Consider the following 16,896-nt stretch of genomic DNA (forward strand, 5'->3'; position numbering starts at 1 on the left):
GGTAAACATGGAATGGGAAATTGTGTCCTTTGAAGGGATGGGGCCAATCCGTTTCGGGATGTCGCCTGAGGAAGTCGCAGGCATTGTCGGTCCACCTGATCGATCCAGGCGAGGCTTGCGGCCCGGCACCTTCAATGAGTTTCGCGGTACCAAAGCGCCGATCGTGCGCTACAACAAAAATCGCGTCAGGGAAATCGAGGCCTTCTACGATCTGGAATCGGTCACGTTCCAAGGGATTGATCTTTTCCACACCAATGGAATTGAGGTTCTTCGCCGCCTAGAAGAATTGAATGGCGATGCGAGATTGTCCGTTGGCATCATCCTTTTCGACAAGCTCGGCCTGACTGCGGGTCGCCTGGATGAAGGTCCGCGTATCGGACACTCGGTTACGGCTTTCTCATCCGGCACCTGGGACGGCAAGATGGGCGATTTCGAGAGTATCAGCTTCAAGTGACGGCGTAGTTCAATCCTCGTCCAAGCCGTGGATTCATAAAAGCGATACCGCGTAATGTATTGGGAAATCATATTCTTTGTCAGCGTGGAACCAATCCGTTTTGCAACCGCCAGCGGAAGGATTCGTAGCGAGCATTAGGAGTTGAGAAAACTACTCTTGCTTGATCAGCGACAAACTATCAGCCGTATGGCCCAACTGCAGATTGTGAGACGGTGTAGGGTTCGGTTACCTAACGCCAGTCAAACAGTGAGGAGATGATGGAAAAAAAGACCTTGCCCACCGATATTTCCGAGAGGATTGATGGCTTGCTGAGGGAAGCGGGGGCCAAGAACCGCGAAGGTAAGATTGAGGAATCCATAACGCTCGGCCAGTCGGCGTGGGCCCTCCTGCCGCCGCCACAAGAAGAATGGGATTTCTATCCGCAGATCATGGCGAGCAGCATGGTCACGAAGTATGCCGCGATCGGCGATGCCGCCTCTGCCAAGGAATGGATCGCGACGACCTACCGCGTGTATGAGGATATTGAGCGCAAGGACCATTTCGTCCTGATGCTGGAGGGGCGTGCACTTTACCAGCTTGGCTTGATCGATGAAGCCTACGAGGTTTTCTCCCGGATCCACGAGCTCTTCGGCCGTCAGGGTTTTTCCGGCGACGACGCGCCCTATCTTGAATTCTACCTTAAAGAGCGTGCGGCGAGGCAGAAATAACATGGAAGACGAGCTTCCGGACGAGATTTACGATCGCGTTTCCGATCTATCGGAGCGGGGGAACGATTTTCTCGATGCAGATCAATACGACGAGGCGATTACGGTGTGGCGATCGGCACTTGCTCTGCTGCCGGAACCACGGCAAAAATGGGAAGCTGCGGTTTGGCTCAATGCATCCATTGGCGATGCGCAGCAACAGAAGGGCGAGACTGAAGAAGCTCTCGCCTCTTTCCGACAGGCGGCCGCCAGTGCTGACGGCTATGCGAACGGCTTCGTGCAACTCGGTATCGGCACGTGCCTATACGATCTTGGTCGTCAAAAGGAAAGCACCGATCCTTTGTTGCGCGCCTACATGGCCGAAGGAGAAGACATTTTCGAGGAGTCTGATCCCAAATATCTGGACCATTTGCGCAAGCGGAAGCTGATCGATTAAGTTACCGAGCATTCAAGCGCTATTTGCAGCCGGATGTCCGCCGCCATCGCCCGGTCTATCGCGGCCAGCGCCGGAGTTTCCTCATTCAGGACGAGCTTTCCAGCCGGTAGCGGGTGCCAGGGTAGAGAAGGCGAACGGATGTGACGATCTGGTCTGCGGACCAGGTGCGCCGGCGGATCAGCAGGCAGGGCTCGGAACGGGCGATCGCCAGGTGCTTGCATTTCCACGGCTGCGGGAGCACGGCCTCAACGAATTGCGCCGTGTGGGAGATCGGCGCTATCAGCGTCAGATATGGGAGCGCTCCGCCCCCCTGCAGATCTGAGGGGGTTTTGGATGACGCTGCGTCACAGACGATAGCAGATTATAAGGCGGAGAACGGCCAATCCTGAAAATGACTAATTTTTTCGCAGAGTTAAGGACTGATCCGAATTTTGACCCTCAGGTGATCGCGGACTTAAGCGAGATAAGTGGGGACAATCGCAGCTACCTCCAGGAAGCGATTGCTTACAGATCGGAACATGCTGAAGCGATCCTGCGGGCTGACATACCTCTCGATCACCAGGACGATAATGGCCAGACAGCGCTTCAATATGCGATCTCACGGGGCATGTATGATCTGGCAACGGACATCGTGAATAAGGGCGCCGATCTGCATCGTCTCGACAAGTATGGGAATGACGCGCTTTGGACGTCGGTACTGAACCCCCGCCCGAGCCTGCCACTGATTGAACTGCTTGTCACAAAGGGTGCGGACCCCCACCGCAAAAATGCAGCCGGGCGATCTTCGGCGGACATGGCGCTTACGAAGAAAAATCAGGCAATGATGAAGCTTTTCGGAGTTTGATCACGGCCCAGGCCAATGTCGCAAGTGTCGATCAAACTAGGAGACTGGATACTCTCGCCATCGGCACAGTGAGTTGTTTCTGGACCGTGACCTTGCCCCGTTGAAATAATCCATTTTGAAGTAAGCTCTGGCCCATTGAGAGGACCAGGGAATGAAGCGCAATCGTTTCACAGACGCACAGATCATCGGCATTCTGAAGGAGCACGAGGCTGGCACACCGGTCTCGGAGCTTTGCCGCAAGCACGGCGTCAGCGATGCCAGCATCTATAAATGGAAGGCCAAATTCGGCGGCATGGACGTATCCGAAGCCAAGCGGCTGAAGACGCTGGAAGACGAGAACACGAAGCTGAAACGGCTCTTGGCAGATGCGATGCTCGACAATGCGGCTTTGAAAGACCTTTTGGGAAAGAATGTATGGTCCGCCTCGTCCGCGCAAGGGTTCAAGACATCGCAAATGACGATTCCAGTTGCATAAATGTATCCGGCCTCTCGCGAGTGGGCTGCGGTTGCAGCCAGGCCATGATGAGATCCGCACACGCCGTTCCCAATAAATGGTTCGGGCATGAGGCCCGCTTTTTTGCACAGGACTTACGGCATGTTGATCCACTGTTTCGTCATCACTATTCCCGATCCTTGCAATCGAGCCAGGAGCGTCAGGTGAAGGCAGGGTCTCTGCGTTCGTAGAGTGCTCCAGGCCTGGTCAGGACGACCCAGACGATCCGGGCCATTTTAGCGGCAAGTGCGACGACAGCTTTGTTGGGGTGCATCCGAGCCTGAAGACCATCCAGCCAGTTCCCCAGTCGATCTCGTGTTCGGTCCAGGTGCCGAAAGCAGGATCGTGCTCCGTGAACGAGGAGCTTGCGCACGTAGCGGTTTCCGCGCTTACTGATGCCGAGAAGCTTCTGCTTTCCTCCAGTCGAGTATTCCCGTGGCACAAGGCCAAGCCACGCTGCCAGATCGCGAGCTTTCTGGAATTGTCGGCCGTTTCCAATAGCAGCCAGGAGCGCAGTTGCCCCCAACGCTCCGATCCCAGGGATCGTCATGAGCCGTCGTGCGACGTCCTCGCGATTAGCTACCGCCTCGATCTCGCGTGTGACGTCACCAATGCGCTGTTCCAACTGGCGCAGATCTGCAAACAGGTCTGCAAGCAGCTTACGCATTGCCGACGAGAGATCGTTGGATTGATCGTCGACAGCTTGCGGCAGGTCGAGCTTGAACAGGCCCGCGCCTTGGCGCAGGGCAATCCCGTATTCGAGGCAGAAAGCTCTCATCTGATTGATCAGACGCGTTCTCGTTCCGATCATCTGATCCCGGACCCTGTGTAAGGCCTGAAGATCGGCTTGTTCCTCGCTCTTGAGTGCAGCAAATCGCATTGTTGGTCGCGTGGCAGCTTCAGCGATCGCTTCCGCATCAATGATGTCGCTCTTGTTCGACTTTACGTAGGGCTTCACGAACTGCGCGGGGATCAAGCGCACCTCATGTCCAAGTGCCTGTATCTTCCCGGCGATCCATTGAGATCCTGCACACGATTCCATCCCTACGATCGCCGGCGCCGCACGCTCGAAGAACTGCAGCAGTGTGTCGCGGCGGAAGCGAACCTTCTGGACTGGCACGCCATCGCTTCCGAGGCCGACGACGTGGAATATGTTCTTGCCGATATCAATTCCGTAGACCGCCGCTGGGCGCGGCACATTGCGTTTTGGCATTGCAACCTCCTTCGGTTTGACCGCCTCATGATGCGGCCGGAGGACGAGGCGGACCATCCCATTAGTGGTGACGCCCGCAGCAAGGCGGAAAGCTGTCGCTCATCTGATGGATCACCACCAGATGAGCGACAGCGGGCGTGTAAAGCCATCGGCTTTTGCCGGATGACGGTCCGTTACGAAACCAGGCGCAGCGATGACCATGACCTTCGCGAGCGGATGAAGGCGCTGGCGCATGAACGCCGCCGCTTTGGATATCGACGCCTTCATGTGCTGCTCAGGCGTGAGGGTCACCTTGTGAACCACAAGCGGCTCTTCCGGCTCTATCGGGAAGAGAAGCTGACGGTGCGGTCGGAAACGAGCGATTGGCACGCGAGCACCGATGCTTGTCCCGATGGCAGCCAATGATCGTTGGTCGCTGGACTTCGTGTCGGATCAACTTACCGACGGTCGCAGGTTCCGGGTGCTGACGGTCGTCGACGATTGCACCAGGGAATGCCTGGCACTCGTCGCCGATACGTCGCTTTCCGGTCTGCGGGTTGCCCGCGAGCTTGACCGGATCATCCAGGGGCGTGGCAAGCCAAAGATGATCGTCAGCGACAATGGCAGCGAGTTCACCAGCAACGCGATCCTGCAATGGACGGATCGGACCAAGGTAGAATGGCACTACATCGCACCGGGCAAACCGATCCAGAACGCCTTCATCGAAAGCTTCAATGGGCGGCTGCGAGACGAGTTCCTGAATGAAACTCTCTTCTCGTCACTGACCCATGCTCGATCAGCGCTTTCAAACTGGCGCAGCGATTACAACGATCATCGACCACACTCTGGACTCGGCTGGATGACACCTGCCGAGTTCGCTCAGACAATCAACCCGCGACGTGATGCGGTGCTGCGCAGCCGGAATGGCTCCGCACCGCAACCCGCCGCTACCGCCCCAAATACAGCAACCCTAAACCGCTGGAGCGAACTCAAAACTGGATAAAACTTGGGGCAAGGTCACGCGCGGTAAAATCCGGATTTGCGAAGAAGGAAGCAACCTTCAACAAGGATGGCTTCGAAAAATACGGTGATCTGATCGACCAATATGAATGTGGTGGCTTCTCCATCGAAGTTCAGGATATCGCCGAGGGAAGGCTGCAGGAATACTTCGCCCTAGCCTTGATCGTATCAAGAACAAGAATGCGATCGGGAAGATTAGCATTTCGGGATCGGGGGCTTTCGCCAAGGATTTCGATTTCAGCAAATTCAAGCAGTTCGGCAGCGTGAAAGCGATCACAACCCAGGATGTGCCCTTTGGCGAGGAGCTGCCGGACCTGTTTCCCGAACTTGAGGCATGGCTCAATCTCAACTGGACGGCCAATAAGATCAAAGCGTTGAATGGCCGGTGGCCGAAACTTGCCAATCTCTCGCTCCAAGGCTTTTCCGGCTCTCTGTCGATTTTCGAAGGCGCTCCCATCAAGAGGCTTTTCCTGATCGCTTCGACGATTAAAGACGTCGAGGACATTCTGCGTTTCAATGAGCTTGAAGTTTTGCAGATTTCCTCTTGCAAGATCGCAGGTTATGTTTCGGTTATTTCGGAGTTGAAGAACCTGCGGTCGCTAAGAATATATGGGAAAAACAAGCTCGAAGCTTGGGAAAACCTAAAGCACGATAATATCCAAAACCTAGAAATATCTCACCTTCCTTGCAAGTTGCGAAAAGAGCGGTTTCCGAAGCTGCGCAATTACGTGATTAATGCCTATCGGCCGCGTGACCCTTTCTACGAGGAGGGGGGCGATCTCGGGAAGTTGGGGCGCGAGTTCAACAGCATTTTTGGTTGGTGAGACCTTCCCCTCCTGCTTTTCTCGCCAATGAATTCCCGCTACGGCAAGTTCTTCTGCGGGTAAATCGTCTGTCCTTGTTTGAGCATCTCGACGAAGCTCTCGATCTTCTTCCGGCGGCCTGCCTCGGTCTTTATGTTGTGGACTCTAAAGGCGAGAGCGAAACGGTTTTGTGCGCTGAGCCGGCCAAACATTTCCTTGGCCTTCGGCTCGGCGTCGATCGCCGCCTGAAGGTCGTCGGGAACCTGCATATCCTTGCCGCTGGCATAGGCGCGCTGCCAACGTCCGTCCAACTTTGCTGCCTCGACTTCGCGCAGTCCGTTCCTAGTCATACGCCCTTCGTTGATCAGGCGTTCGACGTTCTCGACATTGATCTGGCTCCAAATGCTTTTCCTGTTGCGCGGCGTATAGCGCTGCAGAAAGCTCTTCTCGTCCAGCCCTTTCCTGATGCCGTCGATCCATCCCCAGCACAGCACGACGTCAATCGCTTCTTTGGGCGTTATTGATGGAATGCCGGAATTCACCTTGAAGATTCGTATCCAGATTTCGGTGGCATTATCGTGGTTCACGCCAAGCCAATTGTAGAAAGCGTTAGCATCCGGAAATTCGCGGATTTTCTCGGGGTCGACAGTAACAGGTGGCATGGAACGATCGTCTCCTGGTGCAAGTGATTTGATCAAGATCCCCATGTCTAACACGCTGGCAAAAGCGGCGCCCTGAGAGCGGCTTTCCTTCGCCGGATGTTGCCTAGGACGAACTCTCCAGACGATAGCGGGTGCCGGGGTAGAGAAGCCGAACGGATGTGACGATCCGGTCTGCGGACCAGGTGCGCCGGCGGATCAGCAGACAGGGCTCGGAACGAGCGATCGCCAGATGTTTGCATTCCCACGGTTGCGGAAGCACGGCCTCGACGAATTGTTCCGTATGGGAGATCGGTGCTATCAGCGTCAGATAGGCATTGGGCGTCGTGACCTGAAAATTCTGGGCGAGATAATCCGGTGCCACCGCAGGATTGACGAAGCGATCCTCCAGCTGGATCGGCACGTCATCTTCGTGATGCAGGATCACCGAATGGAAGGCCGGCATGCCGACTTCGATCTTCATGGCTTCCGCAAGCTCATGACCGCAGACCTCGGTCTGGGAGAGGATGACATGAGGTCTGTGGGTGGAACCCCGCTCGGCAATTTCGTCGGCGATATTGCGGACGCCCATAAAGGGCGCGCTTCGCTTCTTGCTGGCCACGAAGGAGCCACGTCCCTGCACCCTGACGATCACGCCTTCCATGGCAAGTTCTCTCAAGGCGCGATTGGCCGTCATGCGGCTGACGTTCAGCGTCTCGGCGATTTCATTCTCGGAAGGCACACGGTGATGCGCCGGCCATTCGCCGGTTTCAATCCGCTTCTTGATGTCCGCTTTTAGCCGCTCATAAATAGGAAGCTCCCGTGAACCCGAAGCCTGGATGGTCTGGTCGCCCTCGGGCATGCTCGGTTCTCCTCGTGACGCCGTCATGTGCATACAAAATACGCATCGAAAATAAAGCGTAAAGTTTTTGCAGGCCACTTGCCCCCTTTCAAAAACTCTGCCATGTTCCCTATACAACTTTCTCAGGTGAAGCAAATGGCGGCATCTCAAACTCTCCTGTGCAGACAGATTTTGCTACCGGAAGGTTGGGCGTCCGATGTGGTCTTGGCCGTCGACGGCGAGGGATTGATTACCGCAATCGAGACCAATGCCGACGCAAGGCAAGATCTCGTGGAACTGGCCGGGCCGGTGGTTTCCCCTCTAGTAAACCTGCATTCCCATGCTTTTCAGCGGGCCATGGCCGGCCTTGCCGAGCTTGCCGGGTCGACCGATGACAGCTTCTGGACGTGGCGTGACGCGATGTACCATCTCGTCGGCCGAATGTCTCCGGATGATATCGAGATCGTCGCAACCAAGTTGTACAGTGAACTCATCAAGGGCGGCTTCGGTCACGTCGTCGAATTCCACTATCTCCATCATGCTGCCGGTGGCCGCCCCTATGCAAATGTGGGGGAAACATCCCGGCGCATCCTACGTGCCGCACAAGCCGCAGGGATAGGGCTGACCCACCTGCCGGTCTTTTATGCCCATGCCGGTTTTGGCGGGATCGCTCCCGGCGAGGGGCAGCGCCCGTTTATCCATGACGTCGACCAATTTCTTGGGCTTCTCGAGGCGTTGAAGCCCGATTGCCGATCTGCGGGCGCGACACTTGGTCTTGCGATCCATTCGCTGCGGGCAGCGACGCCAGACGAAATGCGGGAGATCTTGGCGGCCGAAGAAACCGGCGGGCCGATCCATATCCATGTGGCTGAGCAGGAGCGCGAGGTCGAGGAATGTCTCGCGTGGAGCAGACGCCGACCGGTGGAATTCCTGCTCGACGAGATGCCCGTGGACGACAGGTGGTGCGCCATCCATGCCACGCATATGACCACCGATGAAACCGAGCGGCTTGCTCGCTCGGGGGCGGTGGCCGGTCTTTGTCCGGCGACCGAAGCCAATCTGGGCGACGGAATTTTTCCCGCAACGGATTTCGTCGGATCGGGTGGACGTTTCGGCATTGGAACGGATAGCCATGTCGCGACGACGGTCGGGGAAGAGTTGCGCCTTTTGGAATACAGCCAGAGGCTGCGCGATCGTCGGCGCAACCGGCTCGCTACCGGTCCGGGTGCATCCGTCGGCAGGACCCTGTTCGACGCAGCACTTGCCGGAGGCTGCCAGGCGGCCGGGCTGCGCACCAGCGGTATCCGAGTCGGAGCAAGGGCCGATCTGGTGGTTCTCGACGGCAACAATCCTTTCATCGGCGCAGCTTCCGGCGATCAGGTTCTCGACCGGTGGCTGTTTGCGCTTGGATCCGAAGCGGTTCGCGACGTTATGGCGGGGGGACAATGGGTGGTCCGAGAGGGTCGCCACAGGGATGAGGAGGCAATCGATCGTGCGTTCCGGGAGGTTCTTCTGAAACTGGCCTAGGCCTTCAACTTGCACCAACTCATGAGCTAACAAAAAGGGGAATTTCATGCTGAGTGCCCAACTGAAATACACGCTGCTTGCCGCCGGATTGATGTTCGGCGGCTCCTTTACCGGTGCCAACGCGGCCTCCTATTGCGCAGACGGCAAGACCGTCACCTTCGCCGGCATCGATTGGGAGAGCGGCGCCCTCATTACTGAGGTGATGAAGGCGATCCTGTCGAAGGGTTATGATTGCAAGGTGGACTCAATCCCCGGCAATTCCGTCACTTTGGAGCAGGCAACCGCCAACAACGACGTGCAGATCTTTGCCGAGGAGTGGATCGGCCGTTCCGATGTCTGGAACAATGCAGCCGCAGCGGGCCAAGTCACTTCGGTCGGCAAGACGTTTGTCGGTGCTTCCGAAGGCTGGTTCGTGCCGGAATATCTCGTCAAGGGAGACCAGGCGCGGGGCGTCAAGCCGCTGGCGCCCGACCTGAAGAGCGTTTCGCAGCTTTCCGACCCGAAGATCGTAGAGCTGTTCAAGGATCCGGAAGAACCTTCCAAGGGCCGCTTTCTGAATTGCCCGTCCGGCTGGACCTGCGAAGGCGTCAACACCGCCAAGCTTGAGGCCTACAAGCTGACGGATGCCTATGTGAACTTCCGCCCCGGCACGGGAACTGCGCTCGATGCGGCCATCAGTTCGGCATATCTGCAGGGTGAGCCGGTGCTTTTCTACTATTGGAGCCCTACGGCCATCATGGGCAAGTTCAAGCTGGTTCAGCTTGAGGAACCTGCCTACAGCGAAGCCTGCTGGAAGGAGCTGACAAGCGCGACAGGCAAGCGCGAAGCTGGCTGCGCCTTCCCGACCGTCGAAGTGGCCTACGGCGTCAACAGCACCTTTGCCAAGGAGGCGCCTGAAATTATCCAGATCCTGGAAAAGGCGACTTTCCCACTGGAAGAGGTGAATGCGAGCCTCGCTTACATGGTCGATCAGAAGGCTGACGCGGTTGCTGCCGCCGACCAGTTCCTGAAGACCAAGGGTGCTGTTTGGAACGCCTGGGTTTCGGCCGACGCCAAGGCCAAGATCGAAGCCTCGTTGAAATAGTCTCAGGTGGCCGCGCGTCTCTGCGCGCGGCCACGACCATGCGTCGCGTCGCTTTGATGTTTCGAGCGCGGGCGCGGGCGGTTTGCCATCTCAAGGACTTGAGCAATGTTTCCCGACAGCTTCCATATCTCCATCCGCGGGCCGATAAATACGGCGGTGCAGTCGCTGGTGGTCAGCTACGGCTTCGTCTTCAAGGCGATTTCGCAGACGATTTTGCAGGCCATCCTCTTCATCGAATGGATCGTGCGCGGCTTGCCCTGGTGGCTGGTGATTATCGCTTTCATGGCGCTAACCTGGCAGGCAACGCGCAAGCTTGCACTCGCCTTCATCGTCGCGGCGATGCTGTTCGTGATCGGAGCCCTCGGTCTGTGGGATCTGGCCATGCAAACGCTCGCTCTGATGCTGATGGCAACGCTGATCTCGATTGCCATCGGTGTGCCGATGGGCATATGGCTGGCCAAGAGCCGTCTCATGCGCGGCATCACACTCCCGGTTCTCGATGTGATGCAGACCATGCCGAGTTTCGTCTATCTCATTCCTGCGATCATGCTTTTCGGGCTCGGCAAGGTGCCGGCCGTGCTGGCCACCATTGTTTATGCAGTCCCCCCGTTGATCCGCTTGACCGATCTCGGCATCCGGCAGGTCGACGGCGAAGTTGTCGAGGCGGCAACCGCCTTTGGCGGCAGCCCGCGGCAGATCCTGTTCGGCGTCGAACTGCCGCTTGCGACGCCAACGATCATGGCCGGCCTCAACCAGACCATCATGATGGCCCTTTCCATGGTCGTTGTGGCTTCGATGATTGGAGCGCGCGGTCTTGGAGAGCAGGTGTTGAACGGCATTCAGACGCTCGATGTCGGCAAAGGACTCGAGGCCGGCTTGGGTATCGTCATCCTGGCTATCGTACTTGACCGTATCACCCAAGGCTTCGGCCGTTCCAAGCTGGAGGACGGCCAGAATGGCTGAGATAGAGATCCGCAACGTCTTCAAGATCTTTGGCCGAAATTCACGCGAGGCCCTGGCTATGGCACGCGACGGCGCGGAGAAGGGTGAAATTCTCGAGCGTACCGGATGCAGCGTTGGTCTCAACGATATCAGCCTGACGATCGGCGCATCCCGCATCTTCGTGATCATGGGGCTTTCCGGTTCGGGAAAGTCCACCCTGGTGCGCCATATCAATCGCCTGATCGAGCCGACCAGCGGGCAGATCCTGGTGGACGGTCGCAATGTGCTGGACCTTAATCCGCGCGACCTCAGGGAGTTCCGCACTCGTCGCGTCAGCATGGTGTTCCAGAGCTTCGGCCTGATGCCGCATCGGACGGTTCTGCAGAACGTGGTTTATGGTCAGCGTGTGCGGGGCTTAAGCAGGGCAGACGCCAATCCGATCGGCATGAAATGGATCGAGACCGTCGGTCTTCTCGGTTACGAGAACAAATATCCACACCAGCTTTCGGGTGGCATGAAGCAACGTGTCGGGCTGGCGCGTGCGCTGGCCGCAGACACCGACGTGATCCTGATGGACGAGGCTTTTTCGGCCCTGGATCCGCTGATCCGCAGCGATATGCAGGACCAGTTGCTGCAATTGGAGAAGAATCTCTCCAAGACCATCGTCTTCATCACGCACGATCTCGATGAGGCGCTGCGTATCGGCGCCGAGATTGCCATTCTGAAGGACGGTCGGCTCGTGCAGGTCGGTACGCCAAGCCAGATCTTGAATACGCCGGCAGATGACTATGTTGCCCGTTTCGTGCAGCGCCGTGCCGGTGCAGAGGCAGCCCATCATGGCTGACGTTGTCGTTCTCGATAAAGTTTTGACCTGGAAAGAGATTGCGGCAATCGCCAATGGCGCTGAGTTGGTTCTTTCCGCCGAATCCTGGCAGCGGATTTCAAAGGCGCGCGCGATTGTTGATGCACTGGTCGAACGGGAAATCCGCGGCTATGGCATCAATACCGGTGTTGGCGCCCTCTGCGATGTCGTCATCGATCGCGACGATCAGCAGACGCTCTCACGAAACATCCTCTTCAGCCATGCTTGCGGCGTCGGCGAGCCGCTCGGCAATGCGGAGACGCGCGCGATCATGGCCGCGCAGATTGCCAATTTCGCGCATGGCTTTTCCGGCATCAGCGTTAAAGTGGTCGAGGCGCTTCTGGCATTGCTGAATGCGGATATCCTGCCCGTCATTCCTTCGCGGGGCTCGGTCGGCTACCTCACTCATGCTGCGGCTATTGGTCTGGTTCTGATCGGCGAAGGCGAATGCAGGCAGGCCGGCGAATTGATCGCTGGACGCGAGGCGCTGAACCGGGTCGGCCTAGAACCGGTTACGCTGAAGGCGAAGGAAGGCCTGAGCCTGGTCAATGGGACACCCTGTGCGACAGGTCTTGGTGCGCTGGCCATTTCGCGCTTCTTTCATCTGCTCGACTGGGCGGATGCGGCTGCGGCGATGACATACGAAAACCTCGGTGCCCAGGCTGATCCGTTTGCCGAAATGCCGCTTTCGCTGCGCCGTTCCGCGGGGCTGCAGCGGGTCGGGCGAAACCTCCGCCTCTGGCTTGCGGGAAGTCAGCTTCTGGCGCAATCGGCCGGGAGCCGCACGCAGGATCCTTTGAGCCTGCGCGCGGTGCCGCAGATCCATGGTGCCGTCCGTGATGCTTTGGAGCAGGCCCAGGAGGTCATCGATCGGGAGTTATCTAGCGTGACGGACAATCCCATCGTCACCGGCTCACCGGAAGCGCCGCAGGTTCATTCGCAGGCTCACGCAGTCGGGGCCGGTTTGGGTCTGGCCATGGACAGCGTGGCGACCGCTGCTGCCGAGCTCGCGGCGATTTCCGAGCGGCGGATCGACCGGTTGGTGAACCCGCTCGTGAGCGGCCTGCCTGCGTTTCTTGCCGCCGGAAGCGGCGTATGTTCCGGCTTCATGATCATTCAGTACACGGCCGCCGCGCTTGTGGCGGAAAATCGTCGGCTGGCTGCGCCTGCAAGCCTTGATGGCGGCATCACATCCGCGCTGCAGGAAGACATTCTGACCCATGCCACACCGGCGGCCGACAAGGCGCTGGCGATCCTCGACAATCTGCAGACCGTTCTTGCGATCGAAGTGGCGGCGGCGGCGCAGGCCTATGATCAGCAGCCGGGATCGGCAGCCAAGGCCGCTCGAACGGCGCGGCTCTATGATCTGGTCCGGCGGGAAGTACCTTTTTATCAGGATGATCAACCGCTGAATGCCCTTGTAGGCCGGGTTCGCGGCCTCATTGGCGTGACCCGTGTTGGATCTGAAAGCGAGGCGCTATGACGACACTGTTGCGCAATGCAAGGCTGGCAACCATGTCGCCGAACCACCCAGGGCTCGGAGTGATTGACCGCGGGGCGATTTTGATCGAAGGCGGCCGCATTGCCTATGTCGGCGATGAAGCAAGTGTCTCCGCGGTCGGTCGCCTCGACGTCCTGGACTGCGAGGGCCGCTGGATCACACCGGGGCTGATTGACTGTCATACCCATCTCGTCCATGCCGGAAACCGCGCACGAGAATTCGAAATGCGGCTCGCCGGGGCATCTTATGAGGAGATCGCCCGTGCGGGCGGCGGCATCGTTTCGTCCGTCCGGCAGGTGAGAGAGGCGAGCGAAACGGATCTCGTGGCCGAAAGCCTGCCGCGGCTGGATGCGCTGATGGCGGAAGGCGTCACCACCGTCGAAATCAAATCCGGTTATGGCTTAACCGTCGAGGACGAACTCAAGATGTTGCGCGCTGCGCGGTCTCTCGCGAACGAGCGCAAGGTCAACCTTACCACCACATATCTCGGGGCGCACGCGACGCCGGCAGATTACAAAGGGCGCAATGGCGATTTTATCCGCGACGTGGTGTTGCCGGGGCTTCAAGCCGCGCATGCGCAAGGGCTCGTAGATGCCGTGGATGGCTTCTGCGAGGGCATTGCCTTCCTGCCGGACGAGATGCGTATCGTCTTCGACGCGGCGAGGGCGCTTGGCCTCCCGATCAAGCTGCATGCCGATCAGCTTTCCAACCTTCATGGCGCGGCTCTTGCCGCAGAATATGGCGCACTTTCGGCAGATCACCTGGAGTATACCGATGAGGAAGGCGCTGTCGCCATGTCCGAGGCTGGAACCGTCGCCGTCCTGCTGCCCGGTGCCTATTATTTCATCCGCGAAACGAAGAAACCGCCGGTCGAGCTGTTTCGTAAGCACGCAACGAGGATGGCGCTCGCCACGGACTGCAACCCCGGCACATCGCCGCTGACTTCGCTGCTGCTGACAATGAATATGGGCGCCACTCTCTTTCACCTGACGGTCGAAGAATGCTTGGCCGGTGTGACCCGTGAGGCGGCCCGGACGCTTGGCCGTCTGGACAGCATCGGCACTATCGAGGTCGGCAAACAGGCGGATCTCGCCATCTGGGATATCGAGAGCCCCGCCGAACTGGTTTACCGGATCGGCTTCAATCCTCTGCATCGGCGGATTTGGCGCGGCGAGCTGACTTCCACATCCATGTCAGGAGTTTCATCGTGACGATCACACTTCATCCCGGCCGCGTATCGCTCGCCGAACTGGCGGCGATCTACTGGAACAACGGGCGTGCCGTACTGGACCGCAGCTTTGATTCTGGCATTGAACGCGCCGCTGCCCGGATTGCTGCGATCGCAGCCGGCAACGAACCGGTCTATGGGGTCAATACCGGGTTTGGAAAACTCGCATCGATCAAGATCGACGCCAGCGATACGGCAGTGCTGCAGCGCAATCTGATCCTGTCCCATTGCTGCGGGATTGGCGTGCCGCTGCCGGAAAATATCGTTCGCCTGATCATGGCGCTGAAGCTGGTGTCACTCGGCCGTGGCGCTTCCGGCGTGCGGCTCGAACTGGTGCGCCTGATCGAGGCCATGCTGGAAAGGGGCGTGATACCATTGATCCCGGAAAAAGGATCTGTCGGCGCATCCGGAGATCTCGCGCCGCTCGCGCATATGGCAGCGGTGATGATGGGCGAGGCCGAAGCCTTTTATGAAGGCGAACGGCTGCCGGGCGGTGTCGCGCTGGAACGCGCCGGGCTGACCCCGGTTGTCCTTGCAGCCAAGGAAGGGCTGGCTTTGATCAACGGCACCCAGGCATCCACAGCTCTGGCTCTCGCTGGCCTGTTTCGTGCACATCGGGCGGCGCAGGCGGCTTTGATCACCGGGGCGCTTTCGACCGATGCGGCGATGGGGTCGTCCGCACCATTTGTCGCCGACATTCACGCGCTGCGTGGCCACAGGGGCCAGATCGACACGGCGGCGGCATTGCGTGGTTTGCTCGCCGGGTCGGTTATCAGGGAAAGCCATCTGCAGGGTGACGAGCGAGTGCAGGATCCGTACTGCATCCGCTGCCAGCCGCAAGTCGACGGCGCTTGTCTCGACTTGTTGCGCATGGCCGGCCACACGCTCGAAATCGAGGCCAATGCCGTCACCGACAACCCGCTGGTTCTGTCCGACGACAGCGTCGTTTCCGGGGGCAACTTCCATGCCGAGCCGGTGGCCTTTGCCGCAGACCAGATCGCCATTGCGGTTTGCGAGATCGGCGCGATCGCTCAGCGCCGCATAGCGCTTCTGGTTGATCCGACGCTTTCCTACGGGCTTCCGGCCTTTCTGGCCAGGAAGCCCGGGTTGAACTCCGGCCTGATGATTGCCGAAGTCACGTCCGCCGCCTTGATGAGCGAGAACAAGCAGATGGCGCATCCGGCCTCGGTGGATTCGACACCGACCTCGGCCAACCAGGAAGACCATGTTTCCATGGCCTGCCACGGTGCGCGCCGGCTGCTGCAGATGACGGAAAACCTCTTCGGCATCATCGGCATCGAAGCGGTGACGGCGGCCCAAGGGGTGGATTTTCGTGCACCGCTGACCACCAGTCCCGAACTGCAGAAGGCGATCGCCACTTTGCGAGCCGTCGTCCGGACCCTTGAAGAGGATCGCTTCATGGCGCCGGATCTGTCTGCTGCAAGTGCTCTTGTGGCGGACGGATCACTCGTCGCGAGCGTCTCCGACGGTCTGCTTCCGGGATTGGAGGGCTAATATGGCAGTCTTTGAAATCGTTCAGGGCACATCCCCCGTCATTCTCGCCTTCCCTCACACAGGGACAGAGGTTCCACCAGACGTTCGAGAGCGCCTGAACGAGAACGGACGGTTGCTCGCGGACACCGACTGGCACATCCACGATCTCTATTCCGGCCTGCTGCCCCAAGTGACGACAGTGCGGGCGACCTTTCATCGCTATGTGATCGATGCAAACCGCGATCCCACCGGCGCGAGCCTTTACCCCGGCCAGAATACCACCGGTCTGATCCCGGAAACGGACTTTGACGGGAAGCCGATCTGGAAGCCAGGCGAAGAACCGACCGAAGCCGATACTCGCTATCGGCTGCAACACTTCCACGCTCCCTATCACGCAGCCCTTCTTGCCGAGATTGAGCGCGTCAAGGCAATTCACGGTGTCGCCGTGCTCTATGATTGCCATTCCATCCGTTCAGTCATTCCGTTCCTGTTTGAAGGGCGACTGCCCGATTTTAACATCGGCACGGACATGGAGCGTACCTGCGATCCTCGCATCGAGGCGGCAGCTATCGAAGTGGTTCGCTCAGCCAGAGGCTACACGGCGATCCTCAACGGCCGCTTTAAGGGTGGCTGGACGACCCGTCACTACGGGCGGCCGGAAACGGGCGTCCATGCAATCCAGATGGAGCTTTCGCAGATTTCCCATCTGGTCACTGAAGAACCACCCTTCGCTTATGACGAGACGAAGGCCGAGCAGCTGCGCTTACACCTGAAAGAGATCCTGACACGCATCGAAACCGTTGCGGATCAATTGAAGACCGAGGGAAATTGAG

17 protein-coding genes and 2 pseudogenes are annotated in these 16,896 nt (G+C 58.6%); 15 read left to right on the forward strand and 4 right to left on the reverse strand.

Features of this window, described 5'->3' with window-relative positions; all coding sequences use genetic code 11:
- Positions 1–7 precede the first annotated feature (7 nt).
- From EDE05_RS11675 to EDE05_RS11685, 3 genes are all read left to right on the forward strand, one after another.
- Positions 8–454 carry a hypothetical protein gene (locus tag EDE05_RS11675; protein WP_112797112.1) on the forward strand — a complete coding sequence of 149 codons (447 nt, stop codon included), beginning with the start codon at positions 8–10 and terminating at the stop codon, positions 452–454.
- A gap of 257 nt (positions 455–711) precedes the next feature.
- Entirely contained in the window at positions 712–1,161 is a 450-nt protein-coding gene (locus tag EDE05_RS11680; RefSeq protein WP_112797115.1) for a hypothetical protein, read from the forward strand.
- 1 nt (position 1,162) lies between these two features.
- Positions 1,163–1,594: a tetratricopeptide repeat protein gene (locus EDE05_RS11685; RefSeq protein ID WP_134101176.1), complete on the forward strand. Its 432-nt coding sequence runs from the start codon at positions 1,163–1,165 to the stop codon at positions 1,592–1,594.
- Between the two features lie 85 nt (positions 1,595–1,679).
- Here EDE05_RS11685 and EDE05_RS11690 read toward each other — a convergent pair whose 3' ends face one another.
- On the reverse strand, positions 1,680–1,949 hold the full coding sequence (locus EDE05_RS11690; protein ID WP_281033730.1) for a UTRA domain-containing protein: 270 nt from the start codon (positions 1,947–1,949) through the stop codon (positions 1,680–1,682).
- A 36-nt stretch (positions 1,950–1,985) separates the two neighbouring features.
- Here EDE05_RS11690 and EDE05_RS11695 point away from each other — a divergent pair, with 36 nt between their 5' ends.
- Together EDE05_RS11695 and EDE05_RS11700 are read left to right on the forward strand one after the other, a co-directional pair.
- Entirely contained in the window at positions 1,986–2,438 is a 453-nt protein-coding gene (locus EDE05_RS11695; RefSeq protein ID WP_134101179.1) for an ankyrin repeat domain-containing protein, read from the forward strand.
- A 151-nt stretch (positions 2,439–2,589) separates the two neighbouring features.
- Positions 2,590–2,847: pseudogene (locus EDE05_RS11700) on the forward strand (transposase); the annotation flags it as partial.
- Positions 2,848–3,091: 244 nt separating this feature from the next.
- Here the strand turns inward: EDE05_RS11700 and EDE05_RS11705 are convergent.
- Positions 3,092–4,144, reverse strand: a complete 1,053-nt coding sequence (locus EDE05_RS11705; protein WP_112797134.1) for an IS110 family transposase — start codon at positions 4,142–4,144, stop codon at positions 3,092–3,094.
- Positions 4,145–4,208: 64 nt separating this feature from the next.
- Here EDE05_RS11705 and EDE05_RS11710 point away from each other — a divergent pair.
- Both EDE05_RS11710 and EDE05_RS11715 read left to right on the forward strand, forming a co-directional pair.
- Positions 4,209–5,126 (forward strand): annotated as a pseudogene (locus EDE05_RS11710) (IS3 family transposase); the annotation flags it as partial.
- Between the two features lie 106 nt (positions 5,127–5,232).
- Entirely contained in the window at positions 5,233–5,967 is a 735-nt protein-coding gene (locus EDE05_RS11715; RefSeq protein ID WP_105370980.1) for a leucine-rich repeat domain-containing protein, read from the forward strand.
- Between the two features lie 38 nt (positions 5,968–6,005).
- On the opposite strand, the gene EDE05_RS11720 is transcribed toward EDE05_RS11715, so the two are convergent.
- Both EDE05_RS11720 and hutC read right to left on the reverse strand, forming a co-directional pair.
- Positions 6,006–6,608 (reverse strand): YdeI/OmpD-associated family protein, encoded by a 603-nt coding sequence (locus EDE05_RS11720; protein WP_105370981.1) that lies wholly within the window; start codon positions 6,606–6,608, stop codon positions 6,006–6,008.
- Positions 6,609–6,711: 103 nt separating this feature from the next.
- Positions 6,712–7,446 (reverse strand): histidine utilization repressor, encoded by a 735-nt coding sequence (gene hutC / locus EDE05_RS11725; RefSeq protein ID WP_105370982.1) that lies wholly within the window; start codon positions 7,444–7,446, stop codon positions 6,712–6,714.
- Between the two features lie 135 nt (positions 7,447–7,581).
- Between hutC and hutF the strand changes: the two genes are divergently transcribed.
- From hutF to hutG, 8 genes are all read left to right on the forward strand, one after another.
- Positions 7,582–8,952 carry a formimidoylglutamate deiminase gene (gene hutF, locus EDE05_RS11730; protein WP_105370983.1) on the forward strand — a complete coding sequence of 457 codons (1,371 nt, stop codon included), beginning with the start codon at positions 7,582–7,584 and terminating at the stop codon, positions 8,950–8,952.
- Between the two features lie 46 nt (positions 8,953–8,998).
- Complete coding sequence (locus EDE05_RS11735) at positions 8,999–10,036, forward strand: ABC transporter substrate-binding protein (RefSeq protein ID WP_105370984.1); 1,038 nt, start codon at positions 8,999–9,001, stop codon at positions 10,034–10,036.
- Positions 10,037–10,141: 105 nt separating this feature from the next.
- The gene (locus EDE05_RS11740) at positions 10,142–10,999 is read left to right on the forward strand and encodes a proline/glycine betaine ABC transporter permease (RefSeq protein ID WP_105370985.1); all 858 of its coding nucleotides are present in this window, start codon (positions 10,142–10,144) and stop codon (positions 10,997–10,999) included.
- Positions 10,992–11,822, forward strand: coding sequence for a glycine betaine/L-proline ABC transporter ATP-binding protein (locus EDE05_RS11745; protein WP_112802977.1), 831 nt, complete (start codon positions 10,992–10,994; stop codon positions 11,820–11,822). The genes EDE05_RS11740 and EDE05_RS11745 overlap by 8 nt, the downstream gene beginning before the upstream one ends.
- Positions 11,815–13,323, forward strand: coding sequence for a histidine ammonia-lyase (gene hutH / locus EDE05_RS11750; protein WP_112802979.1), 1,509 nt, complete (start codon positions 11,815–11,817; stop codon positions 13,321–13,323). The genes EDE05_RS11745 and hutH (EDE05_RS11750) overlap by 8 nt, the downstream gene beginning before the upstream one ends.
- Positions 13,320–14,552, forward strand: a complete 1,233-nt coding sequence (hutI, locus tag EDE05_RS11755; RefSeq protein WP_134101182.1) for an imidazolonepropionase — start codon at positions 13,320–13,322, stop codon at positions 14,550–14,552. Before hutH (EDE05_RS11750) ends, hutI begins: the two co-directional genes overlap by 4 nt.
- Entirely contained in the window at positions 14,549–16,084 is a 1,536-nt protein-coding gene (gene hutH, locus EDE05_RS11760; protein WP_112802983.1) for a histidine ammonia-lyase, read from the forward strand. Before hutI ends, hutH (EDE05_RS11760) begins: the two co-directional genes overlap by 4 nt.
- Before the next feature lies 1 nt (position 16,085).
- Entirely contained in the window at positions 16,086–16,895 is an 810-nt protein-coding gene (gene hutG, locus EDE05_RS11765) for an N-formylglutamate deformylase (protein ID WP_112802985.1), read from the forward strand.
- Position 16,896: the final 1 nt, after the last annotated feature.

This window comes from Neorhizobium sp. R1-B (genome assembly GCF_004368875.1).
GTDB lineage: Bacteria > Pseudomonadota > Alphaproteobacteria > Rhizobiales > Rhizobiaceae > Neorhizobium > Neorhizobium huautlense.

Coding starts and splice junctions, on each gene's coding strand:
- EDE05_RS11675 (WP_112797112.1), top strand. CDS start 8: ATGGAATGGGAAATTGTGTCCTTTGAAGGGATGGGGCCAATCCGTTTC.
- EDE05_RS11680 (WP_112797115.1), top strand. CDS start 712: ATGGAAAAAAAGACCTTGCCCACCGATATTTCCGAGAGGATTGATGGC.
- EDE05_RS11685 (WP_134101176.1), top strand. CDS start 1,163: ATGGAAGACGAGCTTCCGGACGAGATTTACGATCGCGTTTCCGATCTA.
- EDE05_RS11695 (WP_134101179.1), top strand. CDS start 1,986: ATGACTAATTTTTTCGCAGAGTTAAGGACTGATCCGAATTTTGACCCT.
- EDE05_RS11705 (WP_112797134.1), bottom strand. CDS start 4,144: ATGCCAAAACGCAATGTGCCGCGCCCAGCGGCGGTCTACGGAATTGAT.
- EDE05_RS11715 (WP_105370980.1), top strand. CDS start 5,233: ATGTGGTGGCTTCTCCATCGAAGTTCAGGATATCGCCGAGGGAAGGCT.
- EDE05_RS11720 (WP_105370981.1), bottom strand. CDS start 6,608: ATGCCACCTGTTACTGTCGACCCCGAGAAAATCCGCGAATTTCCGGAT.
- hutC (WP_105370982.1), bottom strand. CDS start 7,446: ATGCCCGAGGGCGACCAGACCATCCAGGCTTCGGGTTCACGGGAGCTT.
- hutF (WP_105370983.1), top strand. CDS start 7,582: ATGGCGGCATCTCAAACTCTCCTGTGCAGACAGATTTTGCTACCGGAA.
- EDE05_RS11735 (WP_105370984.1), top strand. CDS start 8,999: ATGCTGAGTGCCCAACTGAAATACACGCTGCTTGCCGCCGGATTGATG.
- EDE05_RS11740 (WP_105370985.1), top strand. CDS start 10,142: ATGTTTCCCGACAGCTTCCATATCTCCATCCGCGGGCCGATAAATACG.
- EDE05_RS11745 (WP_112802977.1), top strand. CDS start 10,992: ATGGCTGAGATAGAGATCCGCAACGTCTTCAAGATCTTTGGCCGAAAT.
- hutH (WP_112802979.1), top strand. CDS start 11,815: ATGGCTGACGTTGTCGTTCTCGATAAAGTTTTGACCTGGAAAGAGATT.
- hutI (WP_134101182.1), top strand. CDS start 13,320: ATGACGACACTGTTGCGCAATGCAAGGCTGGCAACCATGTCGCCGAAC.
- hutG (WP_112802985.1), top strand. CDS start 16,086: ATGGCAGTCTTTGAAATCGTTCAGGGCACATCCCCCGTCATTCTCGCC.